Source organism: Halobium salinum (genome assembly GCF_026586625.1).
GTDB lineage: Archaea > Halobacteriota > Halobacteria > Halobacteriales > Haloferacaceae > Halobium > Halobium salinum.
Genome location: NZ_JAODIW010000006.1, coordinates 1,510,238 through 1,529,132 on the forward strand (window position 1 = coordinate 1,510,238; position 18,895 = coordinate 1,529,132).

General features: G+C 57.2%; 16 protein-coding genes. 6 read left to right on the plus strand and 10 right to left on the minus strand.

Annotated features, from left to right (window positions below; genetic code table 11):
• Positions 1–58: 58 nt before the first annotated feature.
• Complete coding sequence (locus N5095_RS10975; RefSeq protein WP_267622879.1) at positions 59–4,102, minus strand: AAA family ATPase; 4,044 nt, start codon at positions 4,100–4,102, stop codon at positions 59–61.
• A gap of 342 nt (positions 4,103–4,444) precedes the next feature.
• Between N5095_RS10975 and N5095_RS10980 the strand changes: the two genes are divergently transcribed.
• Entirely contained in the window at positions 4,445–5,122 is a 678-nt protein-coding gene (locus tag N5095_RS10980; RefSeq protein ID WP_267622880.1) for a hypothetical protein, read from the plus strand.
• Positions 5,123–5,143: 21 nt separating this feature from the next.
• Here the strand turns inward: N5095_RS10980 and N5095_RS10985 are convergent, their stop codons facing one another.
• Together N5095_RS10985 and N5095_RS10990 are read right to left on the minus strand one after the other, a co-directional pair.
• Entirely contained in the window at positions 5,144–5,671 is a 528-nt protein-coding gene (locus N5095_RS10985; RefSeq protein WP_267622881.1) for a TIGR02391 family protein, read from the minus strand.
• Between the two features lie 90 nt (positions 5,672–5,761).
• Positions 5,762–6,067 (minus strand): hypothetical protein, encoded by a 306-nt coding sequence (locus tag N5095_RS10990; protein ID WP_267622882.1) that lies wholly within the window; start codon positions 6,065–6,067, stop codon positions 5,762–5,764.
• Positions 6,068–6,201: 134 nt separating this feature from the next.
• On the opposite strand from N5095_RS10990, the gene N5095_RS10995 reads away from it, so the two are divergent.
• Positions 6,202–7,011, plus strand: a complete 810-nt coding sequence (locus N5095_RS10995; RefSeq protein ID WP_267622883.1) for a hypothetical protein — start codon at positions 6,202–6,204, stop codon at positions 7,009–7,011.
• Between the two features lie 21 nt (positions 7,012–7,032).
• Here N5095_RS10995 and N5095_RS11000 read toward each other — a convergent pair whose 3' ends face one another.
• Positions 7,033–7,395 carry a hypothetical protein gene (locus N5095_RS11000; RefSeq protein ID WP_267622884.1) on the minus strand — a complete coding sequence of 121 codons (363 nt, stop codon included), beginning with the start codon at positions 7,393–7,395 and terminating at the stop codon, positions 7,033–7,035.
• A 243-nt stretch (positions 7,396–7,638) separates the two neighbouring features.
• On the opposite strand from N5095_RS11000, the gene N5095_RS11005 reads away from it, so the two are divergent.
• On the plus strand, positions 7,639–8,187 hold the full coding sequence (locus tag N5095_RS11005; RefSeq protein ID WP_267622885.1) for a hypothetical protein: 549 nt from the start codon (positions 7,639–7,641) through the stop codon (positions 8,185–8,187).
• Here N5095_RS11005 and N5095_RS11010 read toward each other — a convergent pair.
• Positions 8,184–9,050, minus strand: a complete 867-nt coding sequence (locus N5095_RS11010) for a hypothetical protein (RefSeq protein ID WP_267622886.1) — start codon at positions 9,048–9,050, stop codon at positions 8,184–8,186. The genes N5095_RS11005 and N5095_RS11010 overlap by 4 nt on opposite strands.
• Positions 9,051–9,504: 454 nt before the next feature.
• Entirely contained in the window at positions 9,505–10,338 is an 834-nt protein-coding gene (locus tag N5095_RS11015) for a lamin tail domain-containing protein (protein WP_267622887.1), read from the minus strand.
• A gap of 492 nt (positions 10,339–10,830) precedes the next feature.
• Here N5095_RS11015 and N5095_RS11020 point away from each other — a divergent pair, with 492 nt between their 5' ends.
• The 3 genes from N5095_RS11020 to N5095_RS11030 all read left to right on the plus strand — a co-directional run bounded on the left by N5095_RS11020 (position 10,831) and on the right by N5095_RS11030 (position 12,442).
• Positions 10,831–11,268 (plus strand): DUF7344 domain-containing protein, encoded by a 438-nt coding sequence (locus N5095_RS11020; RefSeq protein ID WP_267622888.1) that lies wholly within the window; start codon positions 10,831–10,833, stop codon positions 11,266–11,268.
• 305 nt (positions 11,269–11,573) lie between these two features.
• The gene (locus N5095_RS11025) at positions 11,574–11,930 is read left to right on the plus strand and encodes a DUF7344 domain-containing protein (protein ID WP_267622889.1); all 357 of its coding nucleotides are present in this window, start codon (positions 11,574–11,576) and stop codon (positions 11,928–11,930) included.
• A gap of 89 nt (positions 11,931–12,019) precedes the next feature.
• Positions 12,020–12,442 (plus strand): disulfide bond formation protein B, encoded by a 423-nt coding sequence (locus N5095_RS11030; RefSeq protein ID WP_267622890.1) that lies wholly within the window; start codon positions 12,020–12,022, stop codon positions 12,440–12,442.
• A gap of 78 nt (positions 12,443–12,520) precedes the next feature.
• Here the strand turns inward: N5095_RS11030 and N5095_RS11035 are convergent, their stop codons facing one another.
• The 4 genes from N5095_RS11035 to N5095_RS11050 all read right to left on the minus strand — a co-directional run bounded on the left by N5095_RS11035 (position 12,521) and on the right by N5095_RS11050 (position 18,894).
• Positions 12,521–13,078 (minus strand): DUF7344 domain-containing protein, encoded by a 558-nt coding sequence (locus N5095_RS11035; RefSeq protein WP_267622891.1) that lies wholly within the window; start codon positions 13,076–13,078, stop codon positions 12,521–12,523.
• 206 nt (positions 13,079–13,284) lie between these two features.
• The gene (locus N5095_RS11040; RefSeq protein ID WP_267622892.1) at positions 13,285–15,318 is read right to left on the minus strand and encodes a SpoVR family protein; all 2,034 of its coding nucleotides are present in this window, start codon (positions 15,316–15,318) and stop codon (positions 13,285–13,287) included.
• 1 nt (position 15,319) lies between these two features.
• On the minus strand, positions 15,320–16,636 hold the full coding sequence (locus N5095_RS11045; protein WP_267622893.1) for a YeaH/YhbH family protein: 1,317 nt from the start codon (positions 16,634–16,636) through the stop codon (positions 15,320–15,322).
• The gene (locus N5095_RS11050) at positions 16,627–18,894 is read right to left on the minus strand and encodes a PrkA family serine protein kinase (RefSeq protein ID WP_267622894.1); all 2,268 of its coding nucleotides are present in this window, start codon (positions 18,892–18,894) and stop codon (positions 16,627–16,629) included. The genes N5095_RS11045 and N5095_RS11050 overlap by 10 nt, the downstream gene beginning before the upstream one ends.
• Between the last annotated feature and the right edge of the window lies 1 nt (position 18,895).

Consider the following 18,895-nt stretch of genomic DNA (forward strand, 5'->3'; position numbering starts at 1 on the left):
TCAGAGAACGAACTCTGGCTACACCACTCATCTTCGTTCAGAAACTCGATTTTTGTAGTTACAGATGGTCATCCAAGAATTCACGATCCGTTTCGTACCCTTCAGCTGCGAACTGGTTTGCAATCCAAAGTGCTGATTGAATCGATTCTTCGCCTTCCTCAGCAGCCTTCTCATAGATACGTTTGCGATTTGAATCCTGACTTGTACGAGCCAACGAGGACCACTTTTCATCGTTGACCGATTCAACCATCGTCCTATACAGATCCACAGAGGTTGCTGAATACGAATCTGATTGTTCTGCCAACCAGTCTTCAATACGCCGCCAGTTCAAATCGCTTAAAATCACAATAGGTAGTGAGCGCTGTATCCGGCCCTTTTCGAGCGTCAAGTCGATTGTAGACGACTCATGTACACAGTCCAAGAACTGACGTAGCTCATCCGCATATTTTTGTTCTGGTGTAGTCCCGGCATTCTCAATTTGGTCTAGACGCCAATCCCAGAGATTTCTAATTGCGTCCCAGCGGTCTTCGACCTCCGGATTATCGAAGGAGTCCGCAAGGCTGATAGCCAGCTCTGTCGCCTCCTCTGGTGAGGCCGCATCGTAGTATCTCCTGATAAGGCTGTTATCGTCGGCGATCGATGCATCTCCAAATAAGTAGTCTGATAGGACATGAGTGGCGGTTGAACGGGTATTGATTTCGTAGATATCATCATCACTAGTGTCCAGCAGTTGAATGGCGTGGCGGTAGTACGGTCGAAGGGCATCGTATCCCCACATGACATTGTGGCGTACGAATGAGTTCCATGCAGCGGTAAACCGACGCTGTTCTACTGTCATCTCACCCCTCGGAAAGACATCCTCAAGACACCGTTCAATTCGATCCGAATCGAGCTCCCATAATGTTCCGAATCGGCGGCCAATCACAGTGCGAACAGCGAGCGCTGGGTCATCGGTCATTCGCTTTTCGACGGCATCTAAGAGCGTGGGGTCGAGGTTACCTCCTTGTTGTGTAGTCCACCAGAGAAATGTGATGAAGGCATTGAGCGCCATCGGGCGAACAGAATTTATTGCGACCTGAACCGGGTCACCGTGGCCCATCACACCTTCTTCGGGCTGGTCCCGCTCCGGATCGGGGTCTGGGTCACCCAGAAGTACCAATAAGATTGCGCGGACTTCGTCAGCATTGTCTCGGGGGAACGGTGTTTCATCGGCGGCTATTCCTTTGTTCAACAGCATCGCGAGATTTGTCCGGCAACTGGAAGTCCACTCTGTTGGATCCTCGGTGATGGCTGTTGCGAGTGCGACGATAGAGTTCCAAGGAAATGTCTGCCCATCATCGAGGAGGTTTCGGAATGCGCCGAAGGCTGCGTCAGCATACCGAGGATTGGCGTCTTCAAGAATCGAGATTTCGTGAGCGTAACGGGTTGGGTGTTCTCTGATCAGCTCACTAAGTTGACGCGAAAACCCGAGATGGTTCCGTTCTTCAAAACGGCCATGTTCGTTGGTATCCCATCCTGTCGCTTCGGGTGGTTCCCATTCGACAGCAGATTTGAGAACTTCTTCTGCAGGCCAGTTCTGGTATTCCTCAATCTGTTCGGGTCCCCGTTGGTTAACAAATCCACCAGTCGTCCTCGAGATGGGTGATTCTGTGGGTAGGCGGTCTGGCTCTCCATGTTTTTCGATCAGACCAGGAAGGACGTCCGCATAGGGAGCAGGCAATTCCTCGCGGATAAGGTAGAATCGGTCTCGCCGCCATGTCTCCTCAATCCGTTGCTCAAAATAACTGGCTGGTTCTTCCTGCTCTTCAGCGAGCTGTTCGGCCCATTCTTCATAGGCGGTGTAAGGACCCCCGCTAATAATTTCACAGATGCGTTCCTGAGCAGCCGTATCCAACTGGGTAAACCCGGATTTCAGGAGCTGATAGAACTCGTACCCTGCCGGGAGGCTGCGGTAGTTATCAACCTCCTGTAACGTGATCTTGACGGTATCACGAAAGGATTCTGGGTGTGAGGCCAGGAGTACAAAGCCGACGCGTCGGAACACGATCGGCCCATCCAACAATTCTTCAATGAGTTCCCGACGCTCGGTACCATCTGGATCGTCACTAAGCCATTTTGTGGACGCGCGGGTGAAATACTCCAGTAATAGCTGCTGTAGGTTCCCGCGGTTCTCGTCCGCATAGTTGAGATCAGTAACTGCGAAGTGGTTTTCAATAACCTCGTGATCAACCTGACTCTCTTCTTCAATGCGAAGTGCAGCTTCGAGATTGGTTTTTAACAGGTCTATGAATGCGGTGCCTCGCTCGGTGAGGAGTATATCAAATGTCTCGTCAAGCGTTTGGATAAGGTTGTAGCGCGTCATGCCCTGCGCGCCTTCCAGCTGGCCCTCGCTGTTCCCTTGGCGCGGGGTGAGAATAGTGTTCAGCAGTTCCAGAGCAGTATCGAATGCGTTTTGCTCGCAGAGATAGGTAACTAACTCCAGTCCTGGTCTTGCGAGTTCGTGGTACTCCGTTGTATCCTGAATCCACTCGATTGCTTGTTCGGCTACGGCTATAGCGTCCTCAGCGGGGAGTTCGGTGCCGAGTGAGATGAGGTATCGGTGTGTCCGGGGATTCTCTGTTGTCGTTTCCACGATGACTTCTGAAACGAACGAAGGATAGGTGTCGGAAATTCGATTGAGATAGCTAAGTAGATTGCCGGATGGGTCTTCGAATGACCCTTGGTTGAACTGGTGTTTCGCCCAAGAGAGGTGAAGCTGATCATCGTAGAAGTCTTTAGCAATCTTCTGCCGGACATTGATGTTGGCTACAACGGTCTTGATAACCTTGTCCGGCAGCTCAGTTGTGTCACGTGTTTTTATGTCGGTTAGTAGTAATGAGGTAGGGTAGAAACTGAGTTCTTCCTCTGTAAGGATCTGTTCAATGAGATGAGATAGTACCTCAGCCTTGGCCTGAATAACTGGGGTTGAGAGAAATTCGAGGCATAAAGTAATATATTTAACTTCCCTTTCAAGCGACAAATCATGGCCGGCCTGTTCAATAACGGTCTCAGCGTAGTACTGGAACGCTTTTTGTTCGGTCTCTTCTGTATGATCCCAACGGCTCTTGAGGAAGTCGCGGAAAACATCGTGGACTTTGAATATTCTGAGACCGTTATGGGTACGTCCGATGGTCTGGACGATGATGCGGTTGCTAAGTGAGTCAAGGATGTCAGCTACATCGATGCGGTCGAGGTCAAAGCCTTCGGGCAGGACGTATGTGCAGATGGCTTCATTCAGTTCGCTCAACGGGGCCGTCGCCCGGAGAAGGCGGCGCTCGTCGGGTGAAAGAGATTGAAGATATCGCTGTTCAATCTCACGGAATACATCGTTGTCCGGAAGGTTCAATGAGGTGCTGTCATCGTTCGAATCGATTAGTAAGCCGAGATAGAGGGGATGGCCGTCTACCTGATTATGGATATCATGGATCTGCACGTCGGTGATATCTTCGAATGCATTTCGTAACAGCTGCGCAGTTTGTTCTTCGGTAAAAGTATCAAGGCAGACCGATGTATCTAAACTTTGGTATGTGAGTCGTCCTGCAGTAACTAGAAGGACATTTGGTGGCAGGGCGTCGGCTGCTTCTTCCATTGCGCCTCTAATCGCACGATCATCGTCCCCTAGTTCGTGGACATCGTCGACGCAGATCAGCAGGCGCTGGTCGTCCGGGAAGGCTGCTGCGAGTCGTCGAAGAATATCTCTGTGACCGGACTGGGGTCTCTTCACATCGGCTGCATCAGAATCCCATGAAACGCCCCCTACCGGACCAACGCTGATGCCAGTAAGTTGCCGTCCCTCTTCTGTGAGGTCATCTGGGAGACGATCAAACAAGGCATGATTGATCTCTCGAAAAAGATCGGTGAGTTCGTGGTTCGGTCGGATATTCCGGATATCAACATTATATCCGTCGTCAACTGCGGCCGCGATTTGATGTAGTGTCGTTGTCTTACCGATTCCTGGTTCTCCGGCGATATGAATGTGCCCGACCCCATTGTTGATATATTCGGCTATTACCTCTACAACAGGGCGTTGTATAGGCTCGTTTGAGGAACTGCTATCGGGCATCGAACTGAATTTAGCTTAGCGGGAGACGTTTATAATCTTGGTTGTGGCTTTGGCAAGGCGGAAACCACTCCTGGAAGTTAGAAGCCCTTTCTAAACCTCACTTAGTAGTCTTGTTGTAAAATAATTAATCTATGAAATTTTCCTCTGGCCGGTCCGAGCGATTGATTGATATAGACAGGTTATTACTCAATTCTAAAGATGAGAAATCGAAGGACAGCTATCCTGGCGTTGGCAATTATCGCAACCGTTGTTGTTTCTGTACTTCTCACAATTGCCTTTGAGAGTATATTACATCTGAGTGTAAGTCCAGTTCTTACCTTTCCTCTCAGTCTTGTCAGTACGATGTTGGCAGTCCATCAATACGTGGAGCAACCAGGGAAGGGTACACGCGTTCAACTGATCCAACACAAGACTGTCTCGGCAGGGAGTCCGGTCGAGAGGGCAGACGGTGGCCGAGACTGGTCGGAATTAACTGATAAAGAGGTGATGGAAGAAATGGAGACCAGCCCAGACTGGCGGAGTTACGAGGATAATGCTTTTGAGAGCTATAGATCGCTCGGGAAGGTATTCGATTGGCTGTCTTCAGTTGCGTTGGGATCACCGCATATCACCCGGAAGCGGATAATGTTACTCCTCTTCGCTATCTCAGCTACCGGAGGGATGTGGCTGTTCTTGATACTCGCAGAGGTCATCGGGTCATCCGGGTTGAAGCCGAATTATATGACATTTATCTCTCAACTATCTCCGCTGTCAGTAGATACCGGAGCTGCTATTGTTTCGATTTTCCCTGCGGTTGGGCTTCTGTTTGCCCCTCTAGCCTACCTCCAGTTTGAGACGGATTATACGTGCCAATGTTGCAGACAGCCGTTCGCCCTGGCGAGCGAGGGCCGGTATTATCGCCCGAATCTGGACATCCAGCAAACGAGGAGCGGACGTAAGGTGAACGGCTTCCGGATACTGCGCTGTGAAAAGTGTGGGGAACTTGTGAAGAAAGAAGCTGATTGGTCACTCAGAGATTAAAATTCAATAATTCTGGTTTTATTAGTCGATGTTCGAATATCGTTCCAAGACAGTTAAAAGAAAATCAATCGTGTGGATAGCGTTTCGGGATTGATTTCGGTCGATCTGGTCTAAGTATCGATTCCGTTCTGGATCTGGTGTCCGATGGCTGAGCGGGTTTCTAATCGCTAAATACGCACCGGCAAACAAGTACATCAACCCTTTCTGTTCGCTATTCTCTGAGGCAAGCCGGACTGGACCGCCATCGGGAGAGAATGCTTGATGCATCAAATTCGTCCCCCCAAAATTCTCTAGAGACTCAATAGGAACATCATCCACACGCTCTTCCAAAATTTGTCCAGCGAGACGAGCAGCCTCAGGATATTTTCCCTGCTCAAAGAGCGGCAGACACCGTTCTATCAGTTCCCCATCGTGAAGAGAGTCAATCGTATTTCCTTTCTCGGCACCCTGTCTAACCTCATCAAGAAAATTCAACAGCTTTTCACCATTCTTCCGATCCTGAGGACCATCCTCATCCGCTGTCTCATGAAACCGGATGCTCGGATTCATCGAACCCCAAGGACCGAATGAAATACCCTCCGAGTTCGCCTCAATACGAAGATGGTCCATCCCCTCAACTTCTTTCCTATCTCTTCCATGTCATGAATTAGCCTTCTTGCCTTCTACAAGCGGGATCTCGATTGATCGCCGGATTTCATCGTCTTTTATCAGGTGATTTGACAGGAATTCATGGATGTCATCGATGACCTCGCGATCCGGTAAAACCACCTCCAGATAGGAGCGCCTACAGTTGGTTCCCACCGGATCGCAGTCGAAAAAGAACGTGTTTTTAGCAAAAGTGCTATTCTCGGAGAGGACAGCCTGAATGTGAAGATCTACTGAATCGTCCCAATCCACATGCTTATTCACGGATTTCAACCGGATTTCCAGTTCGTCCGAAGTCATTCTCTTAAGCGAGACAGCCCCTGATTGATGAAATCACCGTTGATCTCTCGCTACCTGGAAAGCGTCGAATGTACAAGAGACGAGATATTCTATTGCTCAGAAGACTTATACAGGATAGTTGAAATCGTTCGGATATGGAGAATGTCGACCGAAGAACAGTCCTGATGGGTGCCGGGGCAGCATTGTCAGTCAGCTTGGCTGGATGCAGCGGTGATGAAGGCAGTGTAGAAGGGAGTGATGGGTCGAACGGAGTGGAGCCGCCGAAGGTGAACACTCTAAATGGGACCTGGAAAAAGCAGGACGAGGGCACTATCGAGAGGAAAATCAAGAAAACAGTCACACTAGGGACGGTACACGGGAAAACGCAGACCTTCACTCATTCGCCTGCAGCTAATCAAGTAAAGAAGAAAACTGAGGGAGAGTTCGGTCAGGCCGTAGGAATTGGGTTTGCAACTCGGTTCGAGCTCGAAGGAGCGTTACTCAGTAGTATCCCAGTCGATTGGATGATGGGTAATATCGGGTCGAGTTTCAAGGACCAGCTGAAACAGAAAGGGATTACTCAGGTGCGACAGAGCGAGTTCTCCGGCAACGAACCGAATCCCAAAGGAGCGAAGGAGGTCCAGACGCAGGGATTCTCTGGCCGATTTTCCACAGGTCCGTTCAGTATCGAGGTCGAGGTGAAGAAGGGTACGGAGCGTACGTTCGAATTCGATGACGTTCGGCTGCAGATCAACTCAGTTCTCTCGGTGTGGAAAACCGGCGAAGCACTATTTGCGGCAGGAGGAGCCTGGCCTGCCGTATCGTATAACCAGCAGACGGATTGGGTGAGTGTTACCGGCGGTGGAACAGGCGATGGAGCTGACGTCAAACTCAGAATCATCCTTCCCTTCATGCGTTCCCGCATCCGGTCAGATGTCCTCAAACTGGTCGAATCTACTCGTTAGACCTCAAAACCAAGATTTACATTATAGTTCTATCCCGCTGATGAGCGTAATCAGACTGAAAATAAACAATAGTAGTTGATATCGAGCGGAAAACCAGATACTACCCCACTCCTTCGAGCCAACTAGGATCTTTCCGTCCTCCTGTTCTTTGACCGCTCCGGAGATCTCTGCTAAAGCGAGGAACCCGATTATAAGGGCGAATACAAGTGAGGCGAATGCCACAATAATCAGTGAATTGATTTCTGTATCTCCGAAAAACGCTCCAGAACCGAGAAGGGAAATGAAGATACCAACGACTGTAATTAGATTGGTAGAAAGAGAACGTATTGTAGAAAATTGGTCTGGATATCGGGTTAGCGTCTCTTCCGCGACCTCGTTGTTCAAGCGTAGGGCGTACTCTACTGAAAGAATAAGGCTATAAATTATCGCAATGATCGAACCGGCAATCGAGAGATTGAGATTGGCGTCAGAGAATAGATACAATAGCCAAATAAGCAAAATCGGGAATATCAGAAAGAAGGTAGGTATCGGCCAGTAGCTCATTATAAATGTGCGGTAATTCATACAGAGTTCTCGATAGGATTGCTCGTAGCAAGGATTAAAGCCTTACGCACGTTATCAGGTCGCATGGCAGATTCATATTCGGCAGTTGTCGATTTTCTTCAGGAGCGTGGAATAGCTGTAACCCCTGAAGCGGAAGAATACGCTCATAGATACTCTTCAAAATTCCTGTATACGATAGAGGGAGTCACAGAGGAAGACGCGGAGAGGATTCAAACTATTTCGGTATTAAGAGGAGCGGAGGCAGCTGTCACCAATAGTATGGATCTCCAAGTCAATGACGGAGGTTATCAGGAATCACTTCAACTGAACTCTGACCATCTACGAGTGGCTGCAATTACCTCTCTAAATAACTGTATACTTACACCTCCTTGTCTTGATGGCCCAGAAGAATTGAATAAGGTCCCGTATTTGACGGTTTTCTCAGGGGATGCAGAGCGGATCAGAAATCTTGGAGTAGAAGATGCTGTAGCCCTCACCGAGTATGATATAGAAGAATTCTCTGAAATATACACAGAGAGCTACGAGCTGAATACGAACCAGCTTGAGAGCTGGACCCAGCTCAAAATCGATATCTGGTTCGAGCTTTCAGATCAAATATCAGAACTAATTTAATCCTCATCGTCTTTCCAAAGTTTGACTGCGGTCTCCAAGGTCTCCATCTTTGACTGAAAATTACCTGGGGGAACAGAGAACTCTAGGGCGTAACCGTCGCTGTTCTCATCAGCAGTTACCTCCATCACAAAGTGGTCTTGATACTGTTCATACTCCTCTCTATCTACCAAAGAATCAATACGTTGGTCAATAGAAGAGGGTAGCCAATCATCGGTGCTTTCCAAGTCATCTTGTAAAACAAAACTGAACATCGTGACAAGTTTCTGGCCGGGCCAGTTGGAAGATACTTCACGGCTAAAACTCGAGACAAGCGGCCAAGTATCATCGGGAGCAAAAATTCGTTCGTCTAAATCTTCGTCGTTGATCTCTTCAAGTCGCAAAGTATCGTCAGTAGTGGGATTCAAACTAACGCGGTCAACGTATTCCAGATCAGACTCTTGAATCCTCATTATGTAATTACGTATATCATTCTTATCAAAATCCGTCTCAAACCGTATATGTGGATAGTTTGGGATGGGGAAAATCACATCTTTGAAAGTGCCGTCACAGAGGACATGAAAGGCCTCGTCGGAGACATATTCTCCTACGTCGCTTGCTCCCTCACTTTCTCCTAGCTGCTCGCGGACGCGTTCATACGCTTCCCAACACTCTTTCTCGGAAGGTCGAGAAGATACCGCGTCAGGCCATACGTCATTAAATTCGTCCTCCATAGCATATGATTGCCGAACGTCATATATTCGAGCGTCTCCGGAGCTTACAAACGAACCAATCTCTTCGTCTAATGACTCGAGTTCGTCGTGATAACTAATTACTGCCTGATGAAAATTATCGACTAGCCCACCATTCTCCTCCGTCCTTCTCACGATCAATATAAATAGGGGAATCCAACTGTTTTAAAGCATTGGTTTGGAATCTGTCATTTTAGCTGAAGACTACAGAGGTACGTTCCGATAAAACAGCTTCCATTTATATCCGATTTTCATTTCAACCATTCAGTTCAAGAATTATAGATTCGGCGTTGGGCCGATTGGCCTAGGCTGTCACGAGTCTTTATAAGTACAGTCCGAGTTGTACAGGCTGATTGGGTCAGAAACCGCGTTACGGAGCCAAAATCCGGAATTCAGTCAGATTGAACTTATCGGCCTTTCGAGCCGATGACACGGGTTCAAATCCCGTACCGAGCATTCTGCGAGGAACGTAGTGACGAGCGGAAGCGGGACGTGCGGGATTCGAAGCAGGGAACGACGCGAACGTAGTTCGAATCCCGTATCAGTTCCCACTAGCTGGACACGATACGAGCCACCGAAAGCGATTAGATTAGTTCGGCGTGTCGTCGGCGTCGTTCGGGTCCGTTCCGAAGATGTTCACTTCGCGGCAGTCGTTGACGCCGTCGCCGTCGCTGTCGGCCTCGGTCGGGTCGGTACCGTACTCGTCGACTTCCTTCCCGTCCCAGATTTTGTCGCCGTCCGTATCGGGGTCGTTCGGGTCCGTTCCGAGTTCCTTCTCCTCGGCGTCGGTCAGGCCGTCACCGTCGGAGTCGACGGGCTCAGGCTCGGGCTCCTCGGTCGTCGGCTCGTTCGTCGTCTCGGGGGTCTCTGCCGTCGTCTCCTCTGGCGTCTCCGTCGTCTCTTCAGCCGTAGTCGGCTCCGGGGTCGTCGTCTCCTCGGGTGTCTCGGTAGCCGTCTCCGTCGGCTCGGCTGTCTCGGTCTGTTCGGGCGTCGCCGTCTGCGTTTCGGTCGGCTCTGCGGTCGGGGTTGCCGTCGGCGTCGACGCCTCGGTGTTCTCGTCGACGACCGTCCGGGACCGGTCGGGCGTCTCGATGGCGATGAGGTCCTGGTCGTCGTTGTTCATCACCGGGCCCTCGTAGTCGAAGACGACGTCCCCCGTCTGGTCCTCCGCCCCGGTGGCGATTTTGATGCTCCCGTTCGCGGGAACGACCGTCCCCGAGGGGAACGACTTGGTCTGGTCGACCTCGGGGTTGTTCGCCTCGAAGTTGATGACATAGTTGCTGAGGTCGAAGTCCTCGTTCGAATAGTTCGTGAGGACGACGTACTCCGCATCGTTGTTCACCTCGGTGAACTCCAGAAAGTCGGGCTGGTCCTCCTGAGCGAGTGCCGTCCCCCCGAGTCCGAGCGCACCAACTGCTGCCATTCCACCGAGTCCTGCGAGTATCGAGCGACGCTTCTGCATTGTCATTTATCGCACTACATCAGAGTCAAAAAGAACTGTTGGCCATGTATCAGGTATCGTGAGTGAACTGTGAGTTTAAGAACAGCGTCACATCCCGCTGGGACCGAGTCCGTAGTAGATTCCCTCGCCGTGCATCGCGTGCGCAAACCGGAAAACGCGGCACGTTCACGTGTGAACGAAGCGACGAGTAGGGGTACAAGAGAGAGTTTCGAACCAGAGAGCGGGGTGAGCGAAGCGACTGCGGTTCGAATCCTATCCCGACCATCCTCTCCCTTCTGTGGACCGTTGTATATGGGAGACCGGCAGAGCCGTTCAGTTCGGCCTCTCGCCGACGTTGCGCGTCGCCAACTCACACGCACCTGAGAGGTAAGCCGCCCTCCGTTATACGGCCGGACCGACCAAGCAGTAACTCGTTACCGGTAGCCTCGTCACGGACAAGCGGAGCCCGAGAGGATGACTCGAAGTCCGATAGAAGAGGGGCGGGACGAGTGGGGAGAACTGTACCGCATGCTCGCGGAGTCGCGGCGTCGCCACGTGCTCGACCACCTGTATCGCCGGGGGGAGTCGGTCGGGGTGGGCGAACTCGCGACACAGGTCGGGAAGCGGGAGCACGCCTCGTCGGCGGCGTCGGTGGCGGACGACCGAGTACGAACGATTCACGTCAGCCTCCAGCACGTGCATCTGCCGGCGCTCGACAACGCCGGACTCGTCGACTGGAGGCGCGAAGCGGGGGTCGTAACCCTCGGGGAACGCGCACACGAGCTACCGCTGTTCAGTCCGGTCGGCGGCGGCCTGGTCGACGTCTCTCGGCCGGCCGGGCCGAAGAAGGTCGACGCACCGAGCCCGGAAATCACAAGCGGGGCCGACGACGATTGCCCGCGACCGTCGTGAGTCGGTCGACGGCCGACCTTGCAAATACAGCCTCAAAGACGGTCCCAGTAGGGGGAGTACCGACGTGTATGTCGAGCATCGTCGGAACACTCCGGAAGTTCGCCTCGGAGGCGATCAGTATCGTCATCCAGATTATCACGTTCCCGCTTCGACTGCTCAGGAGCCTCATCAGTTGAAGTCGGAACCTCGCTCTACGACTCGGAGCGCCCGCCGGAACCGCGCGTAGCTAAAGTAGACCATGATTCCTAAAGCATCGGGACGATGCGTACTGCACGGTAACTAGCGACGCAGGGAGGAGGAACGACATGGCCACAGAGGGGGTTAGTAAACGGATGGTGCGGCGGGCGCTCGAAGCCCCGCGACGGCGACTCGTTCTCGACTACCTCACGGGGTGTGAGGAACCGGTCAGCGTCGAGGAGCTCGCGGTCGGCGTCGTCGTCGAGGAGACGGGTGCCAGTCCCGAGCGGGTGACGCCCGAACAGTGCGGGCCGGTGCGAATCAGCCTCGAGCGGTCGCACCTCCCGGCGCTTCACGGGTTGGGGTTCGTCGACTGGGACAGTCGAGCCGGGACGGTCCAGTCGACGACGCGAGCCGACGACGGGGAGGCCGACGGCGAGGTCGGCGAGTCGGAGTGGCCCCCGGCGCTGGCGAACGACGACTGAGCGAGTTCTCGGAGTCGGCCTCCCCGACCGCTCGGTCGGCTCCGGTATCCGGAAAACTCATCACGTACGCCAGTGAGACGTTCGCAGGGATGGACCGAACCCGCGCTCTCCTGGTGGCCGCGACCGTCGTCGCCGCCGTCGCGACGCTCGGGAGCCTCGGGTTCAGCCTCGTCCTCGGGCTGGTCCCCTGTGAACTCTGTTGGTACCAGCGTATTCTGATGTACCCGCTCGTGGTCGTCCTCGGTGTGGCGGCCGTCGACCGCACCCCGACGGTGTGGCGGATGGCGCTCCCGCTCTCGACGTTCGGGACGGTAGTCGCGGCGTACCACGTCTACTTGCAGGTCACTCCGAGCGGCATCACCTGTTCGTTCGGCGGCGCGTGTGCGGCCGTGCTCTACCCGATGGCCGGTGGCCTGCTCACGATTCCGCGGCTGTCGCTGCTCGCCTTCCTCCTCGTCTCCGGCGGGTTGGTCGTCCTCGCCCGAGGTCAAGAGTCGTCGCCGACGCGGTGAGGGGGTGAAGCGGACGGGGGAGGTGGAGGGTGGGGAACGGGAGGCGGGGTGGGGCGCGTGGTGGTCACGCCGCGAGTCTCAGCGGTCGCGCAGGCGGTGTAACAGCGAACTGCGCTGGGTCGTCACGTGGTACGCCGCGGAGAGCGCGACCAAGGTGAGAAACGCCCCGCCGATGAACGATGCGTCGAGCCCGCTGATAAGGGGGACGCCGACGCCGTCGGCGACCAGTAGGAGCAGTCCGAGCGTCGCCAGCGCGAGGTAGAACTCCCCCCAGGAGAGCCCGTACTTCGGGACGACCTCCATGTACACCGTGAGTTCGTCCGCGTGCTCGGCGAGCGAGACCTCCTTCCCGTTCGAGTCGTACGTGACGATACCGAGGTCGTCGAGTTTCGGGAGGTGGGTCTGGTGGAGCGAGACGTACACGCTCTGGCGGACGTTCCGGGGTGGCGGGGTCTCGCCGGACTCGATGCTCGCGATGTGCTCTGAGAGGTCTCGAACCGTCTGTGCGTCCTCGGTCTCCCGGAGTCGCTCGAGCACGAGCCGACGCCGGGCGTTCCGGAGGACGTCGTGAATCTGCCCCTGGTCCAGCTCGCGGTCGGCGTCGGAACTGGTCCGGGGAATCGATTCGAGACTCATTCGAATGTTCCTGGAACCTGATGTGACATGAATCTATCCAAAAATTGTGGCTCGCGTGAGCGTCGTTTAATCTGTCGTTACCTCCAGAAAGACGGCCGTTGACGTTCACATCCCACGAACGTTTAAGTATTCGAGAAATTTACTCGTTCAGGTAGTTCGGCTCCGCGCGCTCCGTTCTGTCTCCGATATCGGCGGCCGACGGGGCGCTACGCCAGCCAATCCTCGGGCTTGGTGTCGTAGTCCACGTCGGTCGCCGCAATCAGCTCCTCGAGGTCGGCGTCGAGTTCGTGTACCTCGAAGGACTCCCCGTCGTAGCGGACCCGCTTGCCCGCCTCCGTCGGCTCCGGCTCGCGGTTGCGCCGGCGGGCGATTTCGAGGTCGTGTTCGTCGTACTCCTTGACGATGGTCATGAGGTTCACCGGTCGGCCCCAGAGGTCGTACGTCCGCTCGAGCACGCCACGGGCCTGCTTCAGGTCCAGCATCACGCCGTTGTACTGGTGGCCGAGGAGGAGCTCCCCCCGGTTGTCGAAGTTGTCGTCGTAGACGGCGACGGACGGTTTCCCGAAGTTGGTGAACTGGAGCAGGAGCTTCTTCTTCACGTCCTCGTACTGACTCGAGGTGACGCGGAAGTCGCCGCTGGCGCGGGTGTACTCGTACGTGAAGTAGTGGTTCTCGGTGACGAACTCCTCGGTGAGGAACGCGTCGAGAAAGGTCACGTCGTTGTGGCTCTCGCGAATCTCGCGCATCCGGTCCCAGCCGGCGCCGTAGTCCACGTCTTCGAGCGCGGCCTCCACGCTCGCGTACTTCTCGTCGTCGAACATGTACCGGGTGAGCCGCTCCAGCTCCGACCGGCGAACCCGCCGGAGGAACCCGCGGTTCTGGCGCTTGTTGAGCGAGAAGTGCCGCTCCGCGAGCCCCTCGTAGGTGAGCACCTTCCAGGGGTAGCGGTCGGCGTCGACGTAGTCTTCGTCTTCGGGGTCGACCTCGCCGTCCCGCGACGCGATGGCTCGTTCGAGGGCGTCGTGGTCGACCCGCGGGTCGTCGGGGCCGAGTTCGAGCAGGTCCTCGAGCGTCGCCGCGGTGACACCGTCGATGGCCGGGTGGGGCTTCAGCAGCGCCTCGACCGCGTCGAAGTCGACGGCGTCGTGGAAGTTCCGCCACGTGATTCCCTCGACCCGGAGGAGTTTGTCGGCGACCTCGCGGCGGTTGGTGGAGTTCTCGACGTACTCCCAGAGGTCCATTCCTAAACTGTAGGGGTTGAGCCCTGGCGACCCCAGGACGCGGGACTGGTGGTCGGCGTAGGTGACGAACTCGTCGGTACCGGCGAAGCGCTCGTCGCCCATCATCAGCGACTCCCAGTACGCCGCCCACCCCTCGTTCATCACCTTCGTCATCTTCTGGGCGGCGAAGTAGTACGCCTCCTCGCGGAGCATGTCGAGTACGTCCTTCTGCCACGGCTCCATCTCCTCGGCCCGCTCGGTCTCCTCGTCGTAGCGCATCCCGTGTTCACGGAGGAACGCGAGCACGTCCTTGCGTGGCTCCTCGAGGGTCGGCTCCGCCGACTCGGTCTCCTGTCGTTCGAGCCACGCCTCGTCGAACACCTGCCGACGCACGTCCTCCGAGATGTTCATCCCCGAGAGCTTCTCGCGGATGTCTTCGACCTCGTCGCTCCCGCGGGGGGAGCCGGCTTCAGAGAACGGGCGGTGCTGGTCGATGGTGTCCTCGAGGCAGAGCACGGCGTCGATGAACGCCTCTACCTCCCCCCGGTCGATTTCGGGGTCCTCCATGTAGTTCGCGATGGCCTCGGCGTGGCGTTCGAGCATCGCCGCCGCGTCCGGGGAGGCGGCGTCCTCGACGAACATGCCGAACCACTCGTTGTTCGCGAAGAAGTCCGCGTGAGCCTCGACGTGGGTGATGACCGCCTTCTGGTCGGCCAGCGAGTTCGACTCCTGGAGGAAGGCGTGCGAGGGGTTGTCGTTGTTGACGATTTCGAACGCCTTCCCCATCCCGAACTGGTCGGTCTTCTGCTGACGGTCGTACCCCATCCCCCAGCGCCAGTGCGGGTACCGGCGCTGGAACCCGCCGTAGGCGATGAGCTGGTTCATCTCGTCGTGGTCGACGATCCAGTAGTTGACCGGGTACGGTTCGAGTCCGAGTTTGCGCGCGAGCGCGCCGGCCTCGCGGACCGGCTCCTCGAGGCTCGCCGCGACGCGTCTGGCTTCGACTCTCTTGTCTCTCATGTCAGTCCTCCCCGTCCTCCGTGCTGAGGATGCGGTAGATGGCGTCGGTCACGTCTTCGGGGCTCTTCACGTAGGCGACGACGACGTTGCCCGTATCCGACAGCGCCGACTCCACCTCCTCGGCGTGGGTCGCGTTGATGGCGTTGCCGCCGGGTTGGGTCTCCACGTAGGCGTGGAGGTTCGCCGGAATCTCCTCCATCAGCGGGATGACGCGCTCCTTGGTGTCGTTCGAGGAGTTCTCCGAGTCGCCGGCGGCGAACACGTAGCGGTTCCACTCCGCCCACGGGTACTCCTCCTCTAAGATGGCCTTCGCGAGTTCGTACGCCGACGAGATTTTCGTCCCGCCACCCGAGCGGATGCCGAAGAACTCCTCGCGCTCGACGCGCCAGGCCTCGGCGTCGTGGGCGATGTAGACGAACTCGGCGTTGTCGTACTTGCCCGTGAGATACCAGTCGAGCGGCGTGAACGTTCGTTCGACGAGTTCGCGCTTCTGCTCGCGCATCGACCCGGACACGTCGCGGATGTTCACGACGACGACGTTCTTCTCCTTCTTCTCGACGACCTCCGGGTGGCGGTAGCGCTCGTCCTCCCGGCGGAACGGGACGCTCTGGAGTCCGTCCCGGCGGATGCGCTGGAGCGTCGTGGTGCGCTCGACGTTCTCCATCATCTCCTCGAAGCTCCCCCACGTTCCTCGTTCGTCCTCGGGGACGTCGGAGAACGCGTCCTCTATCCAGGCCTGCGAGACGAGGATTCGCTCGCCGCGGGCCCACTCGAACACCTCTCGGGGGGTGACGCCGGCGACCTTGCAGGCCTCGCGGACGTAGTCCTCGTCGAAGTCCATCGCGAGCTTGCGCTTCAGCCCCCGCTTGAACAGCTGTTCGAAGTCGAGGGTGGAGTTCGGCCCCGCCCTCGTCAGTTCGGTGAAGTCGCCCTCGACCTCCTCGACGACCTGCTTCCCCTTCGGTTCCAGGTCCAGTCCGAGTTCCTCGTCCAGCTCCTGGGCGAACTCCTCGGGGTCCATCTCGTAGTACTCGTGCTCGCCACCTTCCTCGCCCGGCTTCCCCTCCTCGTCGCCGTCGCCGGGCTGTGGGCGGCCGACGGGCTGGCCCACGTCGGGCGTCCCGCCCTGCCCCTGGCCGACGCCGCCCTTGTCGAGCTGGTCGTAGGCGAACTCCGGCAGGTCGACGATCTTGATGGGAATCTGGATGCTGTCGGGACCGGAGCCGCCGAGGTTGCCGTGGCGGATGAACTCCTTCAGGTCCTGTCGGCGTTCGTCGCCGACCTCCCTGAACCGCTCTAAGTCCTCTCTCAGTCCCATTTGTACGCCACCTCGCGCATCACGTGTCGCGAGGCCAACTCCGCGGAGGCCTCGCTGTAGCCGTGGTCGGTCATGTAGTCTATCGTGGCGCGCTTGACGCGCGCGGTTTCGGTGTTCGCCGGCGGGTCCTCCCACTGGCGCGGGTCGAAGTCCTCGAACAGCCGTTTCACGTCGGTCCAGGAGTGCGTCGACAACACTTCCTGGATGACGGGGATGCGCGCGAAGTCGACGTTCGCGACCGAGAACTCCTCGTCGCGGTTCTCCCACGCGTAGCGGTTGAGCGCGGTGATGACCTTCTCGTGGCGGAACTCCTCGACCGCCTCGCTGGGCTCGTTGCCCGCGTAGTCGGCCTCGCGGAACCGCCCGAGGTGTTCGGTCTCGAACAGCTTCATCAGGAGCGGGTCCGGGTCGACCGGCCCGTGTTCGGTCTCGATCTGCTCCTCGGCGTCCCAGGCGTACACGTGCTCGACGTACTCCGCGACGGTCTCCTCTTCGACGCCTTTCTCGGCGAGCAGGGCGTCGAGCACGTCCTCCTCCTGCAGCTCGAACAGGTGGCTCTTCACCGCCGCCAGCCGCCCCTCGTACTCCGTCGCCTCGGCGCGGGAGAACACCGGCGCCGCCGTCAGCTCCTGCGCCATGGCGTCGAGCACGTCCTCGGGCGTGACGACGGTCTCGACGGGTAGTTCGGGGTGGTGACGGTCACGCTCGACGTGGAGCAGGTCTGCGACCACGTCCCGCGTGAAGGTGACGGGGATGCCGTGCTGACCGTCGGTCTCGTGGTCGAAGTCGAACTCGTCTATGGAGCGGCGTTCGTCGCCCTCCTGCAGGTAGCCGCGGTCGAACAGCACGGCCTTGTCGACGAGGTCCAACCCGGCAGGCACGTCCTCGGCGTCGAGCCGGGTGACGACGGCGTACAGCGCCGCCGCCGCCAGCGCGTGCGGGGCGAGTTCGATGGTCCGAACCGCGCCCTCGCTGTCGCGGACGTCCAGTCTGAGCGGCGCGCGGATGCGCTCCGCGAGTTCGTCGTAGGACTCCGTCTCCCAGACGCTCGTCTCGTTCGTGAGCTCGCGTCTGACGAGTTCGGTCTCCAGCGAGTGGTTCGTCAGGTAGCGGAACTCGTGGCGGTCGAGCCTGCGCTTCAGGGCTTTGAGCGGGTCGCGGCCGTTGCGGTCGGCGAACTTGTCCAGTTCCACGTCGAGGTCGGGGTTCGAGATGATGAGGAGCTGGGTGTCGATGTCCATCCCGATTCCTTTATCGAGCTTGACGTGGCCTTCGTCGGGGACGTTCAGGAGCTTCTGGAGCAGGTCCGAGTGCTGGGTCGCGTCCTCGACGACCGTGAGGAGGCCGTTACCCTGCGACAGCACGCCGTCGTAGCTGAACGCCTGCGGGTTCTTCCGGCCCCGCGAGTCGAGTTCGCGGAGCATCCCCGGCATCCACGAGCCGACGAGCCGTTCCTTCGGCGAGCCGTCGTCCTCGGAGTGGAGGACGCCGATGCCCTTCCCCACGTCGACGACGTAGTTCTTCACTCGCAGATGCTTGGCGTCGGCAATCTTCGAGAACAACTCGCTCTTGCCGGCGCGGCGGTACTGCTCTTCGAGGTAGTTGTACGCCTCGCGGGAGAACGGGTCGAGCGCCTCCTCGGCGACGACCGGGATGTGGTCCCCCGACTCGGTGTTGAGGTCGCTGACGATTGCCCGCCGGACCTCGGGGGGGAACACCGACAGCGGATGGGCCTGCACGGGGCTCTCGTACCAGTCGTCTTCGCTCTCCAACTCCGAGTCGGTGTAGGAGAGTCCCCTGGTGTCGGAGGCGTTGGCGACGTTCCACTCGACGGTGTAGCGCCGGCCCTCGGTCGTCTTCGAGTACTCCCGCAGTCCGTTGATGAGACACCGCTTGAGTTCGGACTTGCCCGTCGCGGTCGGCCCGTCGAACCAGAGTATCTTCTCGCCCTTCCCGCGACGAGCGGCGATGGTCCGCAGGTCGTCGACGAACCCGTTGAGCACCTGGGTGTTGCCGAGGATGGCGTGCTCGCCGTCGTTGTGCGGGTCGTCGAAGAACCGGTAGCGCTCTATCTCCTCGCCCTCCTCGACCACGGCCCGGGTACCCATCGACTCGATGGCCTCCAGCAGGTACTTCGAGGCGTGGGAGGCGATGGAGGGGCGCTCGAACGCGGCGTCGACGTACTCGGCGAGGGTCATCGGCTCCTCGTAGGCCCCGTCGAGTTCCTCGTCGGCCGCGTGGAGGTAGTCTCGGCGCATC

Coding starts and splice junctions, on each gene's coding strand:
- N5095_RS11035 (WP_267622891.1), bottom strand. CDS start 13,078: ATGAGTCTCGAATCGATTCCCCGGACCAGTTCCGACGCCGACCGCGAG.
- N5095_RS11040 (WP_267622892.1), bottom strand. CDS start 15,318: ATGAGAGACAAGAGAGTCGAAGCCAGACGCGTCGCGGCGAGCCTCGAG.
- N5095_RS11050 (WP_267622894.1), bottom strand. CDS start 18,894: ATGCGCCGAGACTACCTCCACGCGGCCGACGAGGAACTCGACGGGGCC.
- N5095_RS10980 (WP_267622880.1), top strand. CDS start 4,445: ATGTTGGCAGTCCATCAATACGTGGAGCAACCAGGGAAGGGTACACGC.
- N5095_RS11015 (WP_267622887.1), bottom strand. CDS start 10,338: ATGGCAGCAGTTGGTGCGCTCGGACTCGGGGGGACGGCACTCGCTCAG.
- N5095_RS10975 (WP_267622879.1), bottom strand. CDS start 4,102: ATGCCCGATAGCAGTTCCTCAAACGAGCCTATACAACGCCCTGTTGTA.
- N5095_RS10995 (WP_267622883.1), top strand. CDS start 6,202: ATGGAGAATGTCGACCGAAGAACAGTCCTGATGGGTGCCGGGGCAGCA.
- N5095_RS11045 (WP_267622893.1), bottom strand. CDS start 16,636: ATGGGACTGAGAGAGGACTTAGAGCGGTTCAGGGAGGTCGGCGACGAA.
- N5095_RS10990 (WP_267622882.1), bottom strand. CDS start 6,067: ATGACTTCGGACGAACTGGAAATCCGGTTGAAATCCGTGAATAAGCAT.
- N5095_RS11020 (WP_267622888.1), top strand. CDS start 10,831: ATGACTCGAAGTCCGATAGAAGAGGGGCGGGACGAGTGGGGAGAACTG.
- N5095_RS11025 (WP_267622889.1), top strand. CDS start 11,574: ATGGCCACAGAGGGGGTTAGTAAACGGATGGTGCGGCGGGCGCTCGAA.
- N5095_RS10985 (WP_267622881.1), bottom strand. CDS start 5,671: ATGAATCCGAGCATCCGGTTTCATGAGACAGCGGATGAGGATGGTCCT.
- N5095_RS11005 (WP_267622885.1), top strand. CDS start 7,639: ATGGCAGATTCATATTCGGCAGTTGTCGATTTTCTTCAGGAGCGTGGA.
- N5095_RS11030 (WP_267622890.1), top strand. CDS start 12,020: ATGGACCGAACCCGCGCTCTCCTGGTGGCCGCGACCGTCGTCGCCGCC.